The organism is Telluria sp. ZT3P25 (genome assembly GCF_059685895.1).
In genome coordinates, this window is record NZ_JCASIJ010000001.1 from 1 (window position 1) to 16,193 (window position 16,193).

Annotated in this window: 13 protein-coding genes, 1 rRNA gene and 1 pseudogene; 8 read left to right on the forward strand and 7 right to left on the reverse strand. The window is 63.4% G+C overall.

Translation table 11 applies throughout. The features are described from left to right. Positions 1 to 97, forward strand: a 5S ribosomal RNA gene (gene rrf, locus AC56LY_RS00005); the annotation flags it as partial. Between the two features lie 172 nt (positions 98 to 269). Here rrf and AC56LY_RS00010 read toward each other — a convergent pair. The 5 genes from AC56LY_RS00010 to AC56LY_RS00030 form a co-directional block, all read right to left on the reverse strand. Further along, entirely contained in the window at positions 270 to 611 is a 342-nt protein-coding gene (locus AC56LY_RS00010; protein WP_499561479.1) for a DUF1840 domain-containing protein, read from the reverse strand. Between the two features lie 69 nt (positions 612 to 680). Beyond that, positions 681 to 2,234, reverse strand: a complete 1,554-nt coding sequence (locus AC56LY_RS00015) for a putative ABC transporter permease subunit (protein ID WP_499575363.1) — start codon at positions 2,232 to 2,234, stop codon at positions 681 to 683. After that, entirely contained in the window at positions 2,231 to 2,965 is a 735-nt protein-coding gene (locus AC56LY_RS00020) for an ABC transporter ATP-binding protein (RefSeq protein ID WP_499575365.1), read from the reverse strand. The genes AC56LY_RS00015 and AC56LY_RS00020 overlap by 4 nt, the downstream gene beginning before the upstream one ends. Positions 2,966 to 2,973: 8 nt before the next feature. Next, positions 2,974 to 3,480: a hypothetical protein gene (locus AC56LY_RS00025; RefSeq protein ID WP_499575367.1), complete on the reverse strand. Its 507-nt coding sequence runs from the start codon at positions 3,478 to 3,480 to the stop codon at positions 2,974 to 2,976. A gap of 52 nt (positions 3,481 to 3,532) precedes the next feature. Beyond that, complete coding sequence (locus AC56LY_RS00030; RefSeq protein ID WP_499575370.1) at positions 3,533 to 5,062, reverse strand: YifB family Mg chelatase-like AAA ATPase; 1,530 nt, start codon at positions 5,060 to 5,062, stop codon at positions 3,533 to 3,535. A 238-nt stretch (positions 5,063 to 5,300) separates the two neighbouring features. Between AC56LY_RS00030 and AC56LY_RS00035 the strand changes: the two genes are divergently transcribed. Further along, complete coding sequence (locus tag AC56LY_RS00035) at positions 5,301 to 6,239, forward strand: ABC transporter ATP-binding protein (protein WP_499575372.1); 939 nt, start codon at positions 5,301 to 5,303, stop codon at positions 6,237 to 6,239. Positions 6,240 to 6,248: 9 nt separating this feature from the next. Beyond that, positions 6,249 to 9,830 (forward strand): ABC transporter permease/M1 family aminopeptidase, encoded by a 3,582-nt coding sequence (locus tag AC56LY_RS00040; protein ID WP_499575374.1) that lies wholly within the window; start codon positions 6,249 to 6,251, stop codon positions 9,828 to 9,830. A 21-nt stretch (positions 9,831 to 9,851) separates the two neighbouring features. Here the strand turns inward: AC56LY_RS00040 and AC56LY_RS00045 are convergent, their stop codons facing one another. After that, positions 9,852 to 10,370 carry a DUF1579 family protein gene (locus AC56LY_RS00045; protein ID WP_499575378.1) on the reverse strand — a complete coding sequence of 173 codons (519 nt, stop codon included), beginning with the start codon at positions 10,368 to 10,370 and terminating at the stop codon, positions 9,852 to 9,854. 313 nt (positions 10,371 to 10,683) lie between these two features. After that, positions 10,684 to 10,917, reverse strand: a pseudogene (locus AC56LY_RS00050) (accessory factor UbiK family protein); the annotation flags it as partial. A gap of 272 nt (positions 10,918 to 11,189) precedes the next feature. Between AC56LY_RS00050 and AC56LY_RS00055 the strand changes: the two are divergent. The 5 genes from AC56LY_RS00055 to gshB all read left to right on the forward strand — a co-directional run bounded on the left by AC56LY_RS00055 (position 11,190) and on the right by gshB (position 16,192). Then, on the forward strand, positions 11,190 to 11,924 hold the full coding sequence (locus AC56LY_RS00055; protein WP_499575381.1) for a TorF family putative porin: 735 nt from the start codon (positions 11,190 to 11,192) through the stop codon (positions 11,922 to 11,924). A 19-nt stretch (positions 11,925 to 11,943) separates the two neighbouring features. Then, positions 11,944 to 12,282 (forward strand): P-II family nitrogen regulator, encoded by a 339-nt coding sequence (glnK, locus tag AC56LY_RS00060; RefSeq protein ID WP_137171558.1) that lies wholly within the window; start codon positions 11,944 to 11,946, stop codon positions 12,280 to 12,282. A gap of 14 nt (positions 12,283 to 12,296) precedes the next feature. Next, positions 12,297 to 13,697, forward strand: coding sequence for an ammonium transporter (locus AC56LY_RS00065; protein ID WP_183556644.1), 1,401 nt, complete (start codon positions 12,297 to 12,299; stop codon positions 13,695 to 13,697). A gap of 161 nt (positions 13,698 to 13,858) precedes the next feature. Beyond that, entirely contained in the window at positions 13,859 to 15,160 is a 1,302-nt protein-coding gene (gene gshA / locus AC56LY_RS00070; protein WP_183556646.1) for a glutamate--cysteine ligase, read from the forward strand. Positions 15,161 to 15,247: 87 nt separating this feature from the next. Further along, entirely contained in the window at positions 15,248 to 16,192 is a 945-nt protein-coding gene (gshB, locus tag AC56LY_RS00075) for a glutathione synthase (RefSeq protein ID WP_499575384.1), read from the forward strand. The last annotated feature ends 1 nt before the right edge of the window (position 16,193 follow it).

A 16,193-nucleotide genomic window follows, 5' to 3' on the forward strand; every position in this document is an offset into this window, starting at 1 on the left:
AGTCGGTCCCACCCCTTCCCATCCCGAACAGGACCGTGAAACGACTTTGCGCCGATGATAGTGCTGCAACCAGTGTGAAAGTAGGTTATCGTCAGGCTAGTTATATAGAAAAGCCCCACTCAGTTATCTGAGTGGGGCTTTTCGCTTTGGGGCGATGATATTCACATCATCAAATAACCAGTGCCACTCGACCGATGTGGCGCAAAAAAAGCCCGCTGACTCACATCAGCGGGCTTTTTACATGCAGACAAAGATAAGCCAAAGCCTGCTTACACACCCCAAAGGATATCGGTCTTGTTATCACGCGCCGAGCGCAGCATTTCCAGCAGCGGATACATGCGGGTCGAGAAACTGACGACCTCGATTGCCTGATGGTCATGGTCATCTTCATCGCGGTGATGCGCATGGACATCGTGCGCCACCTGATCCGACACCTGATGCTTGCGCGACTCTTCGATCTCTTCCTCGACCAGCGAAATCACCTGACTGGCTTCGGCCGAGGTAATCACGCCGCGCTCTGGCTCCTTGTGCAGCAGGTCAAGGATACGTTTGGCATGTTCCTGATACATCAGAACTTCTGGATACGTTTTGCATTTAAATGTAATCAACATAGCTATCTCTTGGTTTTGTTAGTAATTAAACGATAGCACGACTCGCGCCCCTTCACAGTGCGGTCGCGCTCACACCGGCCGGGACCGCAACATCCAGGCAATGCCAGGTACGCCGATGGCGAGCAATGCAGCCCCTGCTGCTACGAGGATGCCCATGTCGCCCAATGGACCAAGCGTGGCAGCCGACAACAGCCATCCCAAAGCGCCCCACGCCAGGCTGTTGAACAACTCAAGCACGTTCATCACGAAGCCACCCTTGCCCCGCCCCTTGAAATCGCTGCGCACGCCAGGCCGACCACACCAGAACACCACCAGACCGGCACCCATGACAGCGCCGCACACGACCAGGAATCCGATCAGCCCGACCGCAGGCATCCGCACTGTCAGCCATAGCAGAGGAACAGCCACCAACCCCAGGACTGGCATCATCGCTGCTGCCAGCTTGGCGCGCCGTACGGTGCGCTGCGACGCGGGCGATACCAGCAGCAGATCCGGCGCATCCTCAGCCGACAAGGCAATCCATGCCAACGCGCCCGTCAGCGAACTGCACAGCAGTGCCAGCCCCGCGCCGATGGCTTGCACCTGGACGTCGGCGCGCTTGAAAATCAGGAAGAACAACGGCAGCAAAAACAGGATTTGCAGCATCACCTGCGACAGCAACTGCGGATCGCGCACGATCAGGCGCCATTCCTTGATGACCACCGCGCGAAACAGGCTGCGCCCGAAACGGGGCCGCGCCGGTGTCGATGACGCCTTGCCCGCAGCGATCGAAGGCGTCGACGCGGCCAGTTGCAGCCCGCGCGCAAAGAAGCGATGCGTACGCCAGGTCGTCAGCACGAACATGCCGCACGCGAGGGCGCCCAGTAGCAGCACCGGCAACGGCTCGCCCAGCATCGCCCGCGCCGGCAGCCAGAGCGGGTTATTCGCTGCATCCTCCGCCTGCACCATCCCCAGCACGGTATCGCGAATGCCATCCTGCGTTTGTTTGGACGTGAGCGCATGCAGCTGCGACGCGATGACGAGCAGCGCGCCGGCCAGCGCCCCGACGATCTGCGCCACGACGCGCGTGCGGCGCGCACCGAGCAGACGTACAAGGCCAAGCGTGAGCAGCATGGCGCCACAGCTGCACAGCACCGCAAGGGCGATCACGCCGGGATAGATCCCGAGCCAGCGAAATTGGCCCTGCAGCAGCCCCGCATGCGCGAACGGCGCCAGCAAAAACAGGTACAGCGCCGCCGTGCCTGCGCACACGCCCAGCAGCCGCACCGTGAAAATGCTGCGCGAGGGCAGGGGTGACGACAGCAGCAGATCGAGGTCGCTGCGCTCGAACATCACGACGACACACGCCTTGATCGCCGATGACAGCATGAAGGTCGTGGCCACGATCAGCAGCGCGGACACTGCCAGCAGGATGCGCGGATCGTCACCAGGCACCCCTGCCAGCTGGCGCACGACAAACCAGCCTCCCACATGCATGGCGATACAGCCAGCAGCCGCCAGACCGAGCGCCAGATTGCCTGGCCGGCGCCGCCCGTCCGCCGCTTTGCCGCCCGCCGCATTGAACCAGGCAAGCCGCAGCTCGTGCCGCAGCAGCCAGCCGACGCTGCCCGGCGCCAGCCTCATGGCGCGGCCATCAGGTGCAGGAACATGTCTTCCAGGCTGCCGCCCGGCGTACGTTCACGCAGCGCGTCCAGCGTGCCTTCGGCGATCAGCCGGCCCTGGCGAATGATCCCGATGCGGTGCGCCAGGCGCTCGGCCACTTCGAGGATGTGTGTTGTCAGGATGACGGTGCCGCCCTTGGCCACGTGCGCCAGCAGCAGGTCTTTCACCTGGCGCGCCGCTGCTGCGTCAAGACCAGTGAGCGGCTCGTCGAGGATCAGGAGTTCCGGGTCGTGGATCAGGGCGCCGGCCAGCGCGAGCTTTTGCTTCATCCCGCGCGAAAAACCTTCGGTCAGCTCATGCGCATGCTGGCTCAGGTCGAGCCAGTCGAGCAGTTCGCGTGCACGCGGTTCGGCGTCCTGCGCTGGCACGCCCCACAGGCCGGCAACAAATTCGAGGTACTCGAACGGCTTGAGCTTCCCATATAACATCGGCTCGTCCGGCAGATAGGCCAGCTTTGCTTTGGCCGCTGCCGGCGCCGCAGTCATGTCCACTCCCAACACCTCGATCGTGCCGGCGTCGGGCGCCAGCAGGCCCGTGACCAGGCGCAGCGTCGTCGTCTTGCCGGCGCCGTTCGGCCCGAGCAGCGCATAGAACTCTCCGCGCCGGACCAGCAGGTCGAGGTCATCGACGGCAGGGCGGCCGAACTGCTTGCGCAGGCCGACCAGGCGCAGGGCGGGGAGCTGGTCATCCATGGGTGACCTCAGAAGCTCGTGAAGGATGTGAGGAACTGCTCGATCTGTTCCAGCGGCGTCTTGCCTGCAGGGCCAAGCACGATCACCTGGTAGAAGCGGTTGCCCTTTGCCACGAAGCGCCCGCTCAGGTGCATCGATGTGCCCTGGCCGGCGCCCGTGACATCCACGCTCAGGTCACCAGTGGTCGCAGTGTCGGGCGCGCCGATATTGCGCAGCAGCGCCAGGCGCATGGCCGGCAGCGCAGCCTGCGCGCGCGCCGGATCGGGCGCCACGCCGGTACCGATGGCGAAGGTGGTGTTGTCGACCTTCGCCGCCGTCATCGTCATCTCGACCTGCATGCCGTTCAGGTCCACCGTGCGACTCAGGGTCGCGGGTTTGGCCGGAAACAGCGCCTTGAAGCGGCCATCCTCGCTCGTGTAGTCACGCCAGTTATAGGCCGGATTACAGCCGGCCAGCAGCGCGCTGGCCAGGAGGATCGGGACAATCTGCAGGGCACGCACGGGAGAGGGTCGCATGCGTCGATGGTAACAGCAGCGCCGCAGAACGCAACACCTGCAACTCACGCCGCTACTCACGCTGCAACGCGCGCCGGTACCCGATCGCCTCGGCCACGTGCGTGGCGACTACGTGCTCGCTGCCGGCCAGGTCGGCCACCGTGCGCGCGACCTTGAGCACGCGGTGATACGCACGTGCCGACCAGTGCAGGTGCCGGGCTGTGGCGTGCAACAGGCGTTCTCCGGCTTCATCGGGCGCGCAGTAACGGTCGATGTCGCGCGGGCCGAGGTGACTGTTGGGCCACCCCTGGCGCGCTACCTGCACCGCACGCGCCTGCGCTACCCGTACTGCGATCACGCTGCTCGGTTCTCCATCGGCGCGTGCACCCATGCTCTCCGGGCCCAGCGCTGCGACCGGCAACTGGATATCGATGCGATCGAGCAGTGGCCCCGAGATGCGGCTCTGATAGCGCAGCACCGCGGCCTCAAGGCAGTGGCACTTGCCGCTGGCATGACCGAGCCAGCCGCACGGACACGGATTCATCGCCGCGATGAGCTGAAAACGGGCCGGAAAATCGGCCTGGTGCGCCGCGCGTGAAATGGTGATCTGGCCCGATTCGAGCGGCTCGCGCAGCACCTCGAGCACGCGCCGGTCGAACTCGGGCAGCTCGTCCAGGAACAGCACCCCATGATGTGCGAGCGAGACTTCACCAGGCCGCGGTACGCTGCCGCCGCCCACCAGGGCCACGCCGGACGTCGTGTGATGCGGGCTGCGAAACGGCCGCTGGCGCCAGCGCTGTGGCGAGAAGCCGCCCGCGAGCGATTGCACGGCAGCCGATTCGAGCGCTTCGGCGTCACTCATCAACGGCAGCAAGCCAGGCAGGCGCGCCGCCAGCATGCTCTTGCCCGCGCCGGGCGGGCCGACCAGCAAGCACGAATGCGCGCCGGCCGCCGCCACCTCGAGCGCGCGCTTGGCATGCTGCTGGCCCTTGACCTCGGCGAAATCGGGGTAGCACACGGCATGCGCAAGGGCCGGTCCCACATGCCGCACCAGCTTGGGCGCATCGGGCGCATTGGCGAAGTGCGCGCAGACCTCGAGCAGCGTGCGCGCCGGCAAGATCTCGGCCGCGTCGACCAGCGCCGCTTCATCGGCATTGGCCAGCGGCAGGATGAAGGCCCGGCCCTGCGCATCAGATCGTGAAGAACCCGCACGCACCATCGCAAACGCCATCGCCAATGCGCCGCGGACCGGCCGCAGCTCGCCCGACAGCGACAATTCGCCAGCGAACTCGTAACGTTCCAGCGCATCGCCCCGGATCTGGTGCGACGCGGCCAGGATGCCCAGCGCGATCGGCAGATCGAAGCGGCCGGATTCCTTGGGCAGATCGGCTGGCGCGAGATTGATCGTGATGCGGCGCGGCGGAATATCGAAGCCCGAATTCTGCAACGCAGCGCGCACGCGGTCTTTCGCTTCGCGCACCTCGGTGTCGGGCAAGCCGACGATCGTCCAGCCGGGCAGGCCGTTGGCCAGATGGACTTCGACATTGACGGGCGGTGCAGCCATGCCGGCCAGCGCGCGGCTTTTCAGGACGGCGAGACTCATCGGATTCCTTCTGCAGAACGCCAGGGTGCCCCATCCTAAAGCGGGCATCGCGCCACCGTTTGAGAGCGGACAGGCGTGCGCGTGCTTGCCCTTTCATGACCGATGCATATACCGGTGATCTCGTCGTTCATGCCGCGATTCATACCGTCTGTCACAAAATGCTGACATTGCTTTTTATTAACGTTACATTGATCGTGAACAACAACGACAACCGCAACCTTCCCCGGAGAATCCGTCCATGCTATCGATCAAGCAGCTCAACAAGACCTATGCCAACGGCGTCAAGGCGATCAACAATGTCAGTCTCGAGATCCCAACCGGGATGTTCGGCCTGCTCGGCCCGAACGGCGCCGGCAAGTCGTCGCTGATGCGCACGATCGCCACGCTGCAGGACCCCGACAGCGGCAGCATCGATTTCAACGGCCTGGATGTGTTGAAGGACAAGGAGGGCTTGCGCCGCCAGCTCGGTTACCTGCCGCAGGACTTCGGCGTATATCCGAAAGTGAGCGCCGAAAAACTGCTGAATCATTTCGCCGTCCTCAAGGGCCTGACGGCCAAGGGCGAGCGCAAGGAGATGGTCGAAGCGCTGCTGCACCAGACCAATCTGTGGGAAGCGCGCTCGCGCGGCCTGGGCACCTTCTCGGGCGGCATGCGCCAGCGCTTCGGCATCGCGCAGGCGTTGCTTGGCGCGCCGCGCCTGGTGATCGTCGACGAACCGACCGCAGGTCTGGACCCCGATGAACGCAACCGCTTCCTGAACCTGCTGGCCAAGATCGGCGAACAGGTGGTCGTGATCCTGTCGACCCACATCGTCGAAGACGTCACCGACCTGTGCCCGCGCATGGCGATGATCGCGAAGGGCACCGTGCTGCTGCAGGGCGAGCCGCAAGCTGCGATCGATACACTCCGGAGCCGCGTGTGGCGCCGCACCGTCAGCCAGGATGCGCTGGCCGACTACCAGCGCGATTTCAACGTGCTCTCCACGCGCCTGGTGGCAGGGCGCCCGCAGATCAACGTGTTCGCCGAATCGCAGCCGGACGACGGCTTCGTCAGCGTGGAGCCAGACCTGGAAGACGTCTACTTCCTCCAGATCCGCAACGCCAACCGCACGGCCGCTTCGATGACCGATGCGGCAACCGATGCGGCGTCGGCATCCACCGCACCAGTCGTCGCGTAAGGAGCCGGCATGCTACGGGAATTCTTCAAGTTCGAGCTGGGCATCCAGCTGCGCCAGCCGCTGTTGTGGGTGTGCGCGCTGATCTTCGGCGCGCTGGCCTTTGGTGCGACCACCACCGATGCGATCCAGATCGGCGGCAGCATCGGCAACGTGAATCGCAATGCGCCGGTCGTCGTCGCGCAGCTGCTCGGCGTCTTCAGCCTGATGTCGATGTTCGTCGTCACCATCTTCATCGCCGGCTCGGTGCTGCGCGATGGCGACGTCGGCATCTCCGACATGCTGTTTGCCACGCCGATGAAAAAGCACGACTACCTCGTCGGCCGCTTCCTGGCTGGTCTGCTGGCCTGCATGGTGATCTTTGCGGTGATCGTGGCGGGCATGATGCTCGGTCCCCTGATGCCGTGGATCGACGCCGAGCGCGTGGGGCCGTTCCCCGGCGCGGCCTACCTTTGGGCGCTGTGCGTGCTGGTGATGCCGAACCTGCTCTTCATCGGCGCCTTGCTGATGCTGCTGGCCGCGACGACGCGCTCGATCATGATGGTGTATGTCGGCGTGATGGCGTTTTTCGTGCTGTGGATCCTGGCGGGCAAATTCACCAGCAATATCGACAATGAGTGGTTCGCCGTGCTGGCCGACCCGTTCGGCCTGCGCGCCCTTGGCCGCGCCACGCGCTACTTCTCGACTGCCGAATCGAATGCCGGCCTGCCGGCCATCGGCGGCTATATGTTGGCCAACCGGCTGTTGTGGAGCGTGGTCGGCTTGACGCTGCTTGGCCTCACACTGGTGCTGTTCAAGCCGCAGCGCGCCGGCACCGGCAAGCGCCTGTTCGGCAAGGCCAAAGCGGCAGCGCCGGCCGCCGGCACCCCGGCGCACGTCGCGCTGCCACGCATCGTGCCGCGCTTCACACGCGCCACGCGCTGGACCCAGTGCTGGCACATCTTCGTCTTCGATGCCGTGGCCGTCTTCAAGAGCGTGCCGTTCCTGGTCATGCTGCTGTTCGGCGTACTCAATATGGTGGGCAGCTCGAGTCAGCTGCACCAGATGTTCGGCACCGACGTCTACCCGCGCACCTACCTGATGATCGAGCTGCTCAAGGGCAGCTACAACTTCCTGCTGCTCATCATCGTGATCTTCTACGCCGGTGAACTGATCTTCAAGGAGCGCCAGGCCGGCATCGCCGACGTGAGCGATGCAATGCCGATGCCGAACTGGGCGCCGCTGGTGGCGAAAAGCCTGGCCCTCGTGGGCGTGGTGCTGGCCTTCCTGTTTGCCGGGATCCTGACTGCGATCGCCATCCAGCTGTACAAGGGCGGGGCGCCGATCGAACCAATGGTGTATCTGCAGGGCGTGTTCATGGCCGGCATGCCGTACATCCTGATGGCGCTGATCGCCGTCGCGCTGCAGGTCGTCACGAACAACAAGTTTCTGGGTTACCTGTTCATGATCGTGCTGATCGTGGCGCAGATTGTTCTGTCGGTCCTGCACTTCGATCACAACCTGTACAACATCGGTCTGCTGCCCGAGACGCCGTACTCGGACATGAACGGCTTCGGCCACTTCGTCACGGGCTGGTCGTGGTTTGCGCTGTACTGGACCCTGTTTGTCGTGGCGGGCCTGATCGTGGCCCAGGCGTTCTGGGTGCGGGGCCTGTCGGTCGAGTGGCGCACGCGCACGCGCGAAGCGACGCGACGCCTCAAGAGTGCATCGGGCGTTGCGCTGGCTGCCTGCACGATCGCGTTCGCGCTGGTGGGCGGCTGGATCTTCCACAATACCGTCACGCTGGGCCGCTACGAAGCGCAGAACGTGGCGATGGACAAGCAGGCCAGGTACGAAAAGACCTACCGCAAGTACAAGGACCTGCCGCACGTGAAGATCGTCGACGTGCTCGCTGCGGTGGACATCTACCCGGCCGAGCGGCGCGTGATGGTCAAGGGCCGTTACGTCTTCGAGAACAAGACCAGCCAGCCGCTCGACACGCTGCGCTTGCAAGTCAATCCGGATGTCGTGACCACCTTCGCCGGACTGCCCGCACACACGGTGGTCCTGGACGACCAGGTAGCGGGCTTCCGGATACTTAAGCTCGCGCAGCCGACGGCGCCGGGCGCCCGCCTGGCGCTGGACTTCACGGTCGACGTGCGCCGGCCCGGCTTTTCCAACGCGGGCAGGGGCGACACGCTCAACCTGAACGGCACGTTCTTCAACAACCGCGAGTTCTTCCCGCTGGTCGGCTACCAGAGCGAGTTCGAACTACTGGACCGCAACGAGCGCCGCAAGCGCGGCTTGGGTGAACCGGAGCGCATGGCCAAGCTTGAAAACCAGGCGGCCCGCGCCAACACGATGTTCGGGGACGACGCCGACTGGATCAGCTTCGACACCACCGTCTCGACCAGCGGCGACCAGATCGCGCTGGCACCGGGCTACCTGCAAAAGGCGTGGAAGGAAAACGGCCGCAACTACTATCGCTACAAGATGGACCAGAAGATGATGCCGTTCTTCGCCTACCTCTCGGCCAACTGGCAGGTCAGGAAAAGCGACTGGCACGGCATTGCTATCGAGATCTATCACGATCCGAAACATGCCTACAACGTGGACCGGATGATCGCGGGCACGCAAAAGTCGCTCGACTACTTCACGACCCAGTTCACGCCGTACCAGCACAAGCAGGTGCGCATCCTGGAATTCCCGAACTACCAGCGCTTCGCGCAATCGTTCGCCAACACGATCCCGTTCTCGGAATCGATCGGCTTCATCGCCGACCTGCGCGACAAAGAGGACATCGACTACGTCTTCTACGTGACGGCGCATGAGATGGCGCACCAGTGGTGGGGCCACCAGGTCACGGCCGCGAATGTGCAGGGCGCGAGCATGCTGATCGAATCGCTGGCGCAGTACTCGGCGCTGATGGTGATGGAGAAGGAATACGGCCCGCACCAGATGCGCCGTTTCCTGCGCTATGAACTGGACCGCTACCTCAGTTCGCGCGGCGCCGAAAAGATCGAGGAGCTGCCGCTGGTGCGCGTGGAAAACCAGGACTACATCCACTACCGCAAGGGCAGCCTGGTCTTCTACCGCCTGCGTGACGAGATCGGTGAAGCGGCACTCAACCGCGCCCTCAAGCGCTTCCTGCAGGACAAGGGCTATCAGGAGGCACCGTTTGCGACATCCGCCGAACTGGTCGATTACATCCGCGCCGAAGCCCCGGTCGGCAAGCACGCGCTGATCGCCGACCTGTTCGAGCGCATCGTCTTCTACGATAACCGCGTGACCGAGGCAAAGGCCGTCAAGCGTCCGGACGGGCAGTGGGACGTGACGATGAAACTGCATCTGGCGAAGATGCAGGCCGACGGCAAGGGACAGGAAACGCCGCGCACCTATGACGAAGCCGTGGAGATCGGCGTGTTCGCGCGCGCGAAGGATGCCAAGGAATCGGACGAGCGCGTGCTGCTACTGGAGAAGCGCGTACTGCGGGGTGAGAATCCGACCGTGACGGTGACTGTCAAGGAGCAGCCGTTTGACGTGGGTGTCGATCCGTACAACAAGCTGATCGACCGTGTGGCGCGTGACAACCGCAAGGAAGTCAGCGTCGATTGAAGCCCGCCGGCCCGGGCGCGCTCAGTCGCGCCTGAGCGCGTAGCCGGCGAAGTGCTTCCACGAGCCGTCCGGCTGCGCCGCCTCGAGCGCGAACTGCCACGTCGAGGTGGCCGGATCGAAACGCCAGGTATTGCGAAACGGGCCGCTCGGGTAGTGAATGGTGAATGTGACGACGTTGCCGGTGATGTCGCCACTGCCGTGCGGGACCGAGTACTTGGCGCCGAAGCTGTCCATCCAGTGCGCGATGATGGTCTTGCTGGCGGCATCGTAGCCGACGAAGACGGCTGCTTCATACTGCGCGGGCATTTGCACATCCTGCATGCGCAGCTCGGTGAATGTGCCGTGCAAGGCTGGCTTGGCAACCATGCGGTAGGTGACCGGTTTGCCGCGCACATCACCCGTCATGGTCCAGGCGCCATCGAGCTGGCGCAGGATCTCCGGACGAACGTCACCACCGGCAGCGGTTGGCTGCGCGTGGATCGGGACTGGCATGGCCAGCAGGGTCAAGGTGGTGATCAGCGCGGCAAACTGTCGGGTCATCGTGGTCTCCGTAAAGACAACCAGTATAAGCCGGGATGCGCGTCAAAAGATGGCGACACGGGCCTGTCGCTGCTGCTGCCGAGGCCACCCGCGCGAGGCGGGCTGGCCTGAGGACTGTTTAATGCTTGTCGAGCGTTGGCGGCACGACGATCGTCGGGTCTTCCGGTGCAGCCGGGAACGGCGCAGTAGCCGATGGCGCAGCGCCTGGCATTGGAATGGCCGAGCTGCCCGAGGTCGGAAACACGGCAGATGCCGATGCCGCTGTCGCCGAGGTTGCCGATGAGGTTGCCGGCGACGCCGTGGTGTTGCCTGCACCCAGCTTGGCTTCAAGCTCGCTCACGCGCAGTTCGAGCGCCTCGAGCTTGCTGCGGGTCTTGGCCAGCACCTGGGCCTGGATATCGAATTCCTCGCGCGTGACCAGATCGAGCTTGGAAAAGCCCGACGTCATGGCCGCCTTCACATTGCGTTCAATGTCCTTGGCCGGGCCGCTCTCGAGCGCCTGGTTGATCTTGCCCTGCAAGTCGCTGAAGAAGTTGCTATTACTCATATCCATTTCCCTTTCTGCCGAGGCCGCACGCTCCATGATGGTGCAATGTGACCTGATGTAGTGCGCCGAACGGCCGTCTGGGTGCCGTGTGCGGTCCGTTGTGTTGTAGCAAAACCGATGTGGGGCGTGTTTACCAAAAAAACAAGGACCTTTTTCCCGTTTATGAGCTGGCTATGAGCTGGCACGCATCCTGCTAAATAAAGCCTAGATAAAGAACATTACAAGGATCCACAAGCAGTCATTTTTCATGTTGTTCATCAAGGGGGTTTGTCATGAAGTGCAAAGCAAAATTCAGCGCAGTTGTCCTGGCAGTGTTGGCTCTTACCAGCGCGCAGGGCATGGCACAGGAACAACCCGCCGAACACCAGGTGAGCTACAACGCGAGCATCACCAGCGACTACCGTTACCGCGGTCTGTCGCAAACAGCCCTCGACCCGGCCCTGCAGGGCGGCGTCGACTACGTACATGGCCCATCCGGCTTCTACGTGGGCACCTGGCTTTCCACCATCAAATGGACGAAAGACCTGGGCGGCGACGGCAATATCGAATGGGACGTCTATGGCGGCAAGCGCGGTCAGTTGAGCGACGCGATCAGCTATGACATTGGCGGCCTGTATTACTACTATCCAGACAACGGCTTGAACCCGAGCGCGAACACGTTCGAACTGTACGGCAAACTCGGCTACGGCCCGGCCTACATCAAGTACTCGCACTCGACGACCAATCTGTTCGGCACCGCAGACAGCAAGCGCAGCGGCTACCTGGACGTGGGCGCCGACATCGACGTCAGCAATGGCTTCATCCTGAACCTGCACGTCGGGCGCCAGAAACTGAAGAACAACAGCGCGTTTTCGTACACCGACTACAAGGTCGGCGTCACCAAGGACTTCGGCGTCGCCACCGTGGCGCTGGCGTGGCACAAGGCGAATACCGACGCCTACCTGAGCCCGGAAGGCAAGAATCTCGGCAAGTCCGCCGCCGTGCTGTCCGTCTCAAAAACTTTTTGATTGCAAAAGAGGCAATACCATGAAAATGATCACCGCCATCATCAAGCCCTTCAAGCTCGACGAGGTGCGAGAGGCACTGTCGGAAATCAACGTGCAAGGCATGACCGTGACCGAAGTGAAGGGTTTCGGCCGCCAGAAAGGCCACACCGAGCTGTACCGTGGCGCCGAGTACGTCGTCGACTTCCTGCCCAAGATCAAGATCGAAGCCGCGGTCGACGATGCCATCGTCGACCAGGTCATCGACGCGATCCAGGGCGCTGCCCGCACCGGCAAGATCGGTGACGGCAAGATCTTCGTGGCCGACCTGAATCAGGTCATCCGTATCCGTACCGGCGAGACCGGCAACGACGCACTGTAAGAGGGAATGTTTTCATGAAGCGTATAACTACAACGATACTGACCGCCTTGCTGGGCCTGGGCGTTGCCCTGCCGGCCATGGCGGCGCCGTCCATCAACAAGGGGGATACGGCCTGGATGTTCGTCGCCACGCTGCTGGTGATCCTGATGACCATTCCCGGCCTGGCGCTGTTCTACGGCGGCCTCGTGCGCGCCAAGAACATGCTGTCGGTGCTGATGCAGGTGATGATGGTGTTTGCCCTCGTGATCGTGCTGTGGTGCCTGTACGGCTACTCGCTGGCCTTCACGCAGGGCAACGCGTTCATCGGCGGCTTCGACCGCGCCTTCCTGCAAGGCATCTGGGATCCGGTCGCCGGCAAGTTTGCGATGGCCGCGACCTTCAGCAAAGAGACGATGATCCCCGAATTCATCTTCGTCGCCTTCCAGGGCACCTTCGCAGCGATTACCTGCGCGCTGATCGTCGGCGCCTTTGCCGAACGCGCCAAGTTCGCGGCCGTGCTGGTGTTCGTCGTGCTGTGGTTCACCTTCGGCTACCTGCCGGTCGCGCACATGGTCTGGTTCTGGGCCGGTCCTGACGCCATCACCGACGCGGCTTCGCTGCAAACCGTCACCGCAGCTGCCGGCTACCTGTGGCAGCAGGGCGCGCTCGACTTCGCGGGCGGTACCGTGGTGCACATCAACTCGGCCGTGGCCGGCCTGGTGGGCGCTTATGTGATCGGCAAGCGGATCGGTTACGGTCGTGAATCGATGGCGCCGCACTCGCTCCCGATGACGATGGTCGGCGCATCGCTGCTGTGGGTCGGCTGGTTCGGCTTCAATGCCGGCTCGGCGCTCGAAGCAGGCGACGTGGCGGCACTGGCGTTCCTGAACACGCTGCTGGCCACCGCCGGTGCGACCCTCACCTGGGTGCTGGGCGAGTGGATCTTCAAGCACAAGCCATCGATGCTGGGCGCCGCATCGGGCGCCGTGTCGGGCCTGGTGGCCATCACCCCGGGCGCCGGCTTCGTCGGTCCAATGGGCGCACTGGTCATCGGCCTGCTGGCCGGTATCGTCTGCCTGTGGGGCGTGACGGGTCTGAAGCGCCTGCTGCGCGCCGACGATTCGCTCGACGTGTTCGGCGTGCACGGCGTGGGCGGTATCCTGGGCGCGATGCTGACCGGCGTGTTTGCGTCGCCGGCACTGGGCGGGCAGGGCGTCTGGGATTACACGACCAATGCGATGAACACGAGCTACTCGATCGTCGGCCAGTTGTGGATCCAGGCGCATGCGATCGGCGTGACCGTCATCTGGTCGGCCGTCGTGGCCTTCATCGCCTTCAAGCTGGTGGATATCGTGATCGGTCTGCGTGTACCGGAAGAAGAGGAACGCGAAGGCCTGGACATCACGAGCCACGGCGAGTCGGCCTACCGTTACTGATCCGCTCAGTCGTAGGTCCTCCTTGAAAAACGCCGTCTCCGCGCAAGCGGGACGGCGTTTTTTGCATTCTTCGCATTGCCCTTTAAAATACCCGGACCAACCCCATATGCGATTCCCAACTTAATTAACAACAAGAAGCGCACAACAAGGACGTCCAATCAATGGTTCCGCACCTCGCCACCGCCCAGACCGGTCCTTTGCTGGACCTGGAAAAGAAAATCCTCGAAGCCACGCCTGCCATCGAGCGCTGGTTCCGCCTCGAGTGGCAGGAGCACACGCCGCCATTTTATTGCTCGGTCGATCTGCGCAATGCCGGCTACAAGCTCGCACCTGTGGACACCAACCTGTTCCCGGGCGGCTTCAACAACCTGGCCAGCGAGATGCTGCCGCTGACGGTGCAGGCGGCCATGGCCGCCGTCGACAAGTACTGCCCGGACGCGCGCAACCTGCTCCTGGTGCCGGACGCCGACCGCCGCAGCCCGATCTACCTGCAGAACGTCGCGCGCCTGATGCAGATCTTCCGCCAGACCGGCTTGCATGTCCGCCTTGGCACGTTCTCGCCCGAGATCACCGAGCCGACGCCGCTGGCGCTGCCTGACGGCAATATGCTCGTGCTCGAGCCGCTCGTGCGCTCGGCCAATGGCCGCCGCGTCGGCCTGCCTGACTTCGATCCGTGCACCATCCTGCTCAACAATGACCTGTCGGGCGGCATCCCGTCGATCCTCGAAAACGTTCATGAGCAAGCCTTGCTGCCGCCGCTGCACGCCGGCTGGGCGCTGCGCCGCAAGAGCAACCACCTGAAGGCGCTGGACGAAGTGGCCAAGAAATTCGGCAAGCTGATCGACATCGATCCGTGGCTGGTCAACCCGCTGCACAGCACCTGCGCCGAAGTCGACCTGCGCGAGAACGTCGGCACCGAAGCACTGGCCGACGATGTTTCGGCGCTGTTCTCGAAGATCAAGAAGAAGTACAAGGAATATGGCATGAAGGAGCGCAAGCCCTTCGTGATCCTCAAGCCCGACGCCGGCACCTACGGCATGGGCATCATGACCATCAAGGACGCGAGCGAAGTGCGCGACCTGACCCCGGCCCAGCGCGCGCGCATGTCGGTGGTCAAGGATGGCGTGGCCGTGACCGATCTGATCATCCAGGAAGGCGTGCCCACCTTCGAATCGATCGACGATGCCGTCGCCGAACCGGTCGTCTACATGATCGACCGCTATGTTGTGGGTGGCTTCTACCGTGTGCACGCCGAGCGCGGCATCGACCAGAACCTCAATGCGCCTGGTTCGCAGTTCGTGCCGCTGGCGTTCGCGCAGCAGCACGCGATGCCCGATCCGAAGGCCAAGCCGGGCACCGCTGCGCCCAACCGCTTTTACGTGTATGGCGTGGTCGCGCGCCTGGGCATGCTGGCCGCATCGCTGGAACTCGAACGCACCGATCCGAATCCGGAAGTGTACTGACGCACTGCGTCCGGCAAACCTCGGGCCCTGGCCGCGAGGTTTGCCGATTCGGGCTAAAATCAAGGTATTACATCGATTGGACGCCCCATGAAAATCGCTTTTCTCGCCGACCCGCTGTCCGGATTCAAGATTTACAAGGATTCGACCTTCGCCATGATGCGCGAGGCGGCCCGGCGCGGTCATGCCCTGTACTTCTTCGAACAGCGCGACATGGTGCTCGAAGAGGGCATCGTCAGCGCGCGCGTGATGCAGATCCACCTGACGGGCGAGCCGGATGTCTGGTACACGGCCGATGCCGCCGTCGACGTGAAATTGTCCGAATTCGACGCCATCATCGAGCGCAAGGACCCGCCGTTCGACATGGAATACGTCTATGGCACCTACCTGCTCGAACTGGCCGTGCGCCAGGGCGCCTGCGTGATCAACAGCCCGTCGGCGATCCGCGACCACAACGAAAAACTGGCGATCGGCCAGTTCAGCCAATACACGTCGCCGACGATCGTCACTTCGGACGAAGCGCGCCTGCGCGCCTTCCACGCCAAGCACGGCGACGTGATCTTCAAGCCGCTCGACGGCATGGGCGGCGCCGGCATCTTCCGGGTCAAAAGCGACGCGCTCAATCTGGGTTCGATCATCGAGACGCTGACGGCCAATGGCCGTTACACGATCATGGCCCAGAAATTCATCCCGGCGATCGACAAGGGCGACAAGCGCGTGCTGGTCATCGGCGGCAAGCCGGTGCCGTTCGTGCTGGCGCGGATTCCGCAAAACGGCGAAGTGCGCGGCAACCTGGCCGCCGGTGGCATCGGCGTAGCGCAGCCGATCAGCGAGCGCGATCGCGAGATCGCCGAAGCCCTCGGCCCGTTGCTGGCCGAGCGTGGCCTGTTACTGGTAGGATTGGACGTGATCGGCGAGAACCTGACCGAAGTGAACGTGACCAGCCCGACCTGCTTCCAGGAGATCTTCGACCAGACCGGTTTTGACGTGGCCGCGATGTTCATCGACGCGGTTGAACAGAAAGTACTTGGATAAC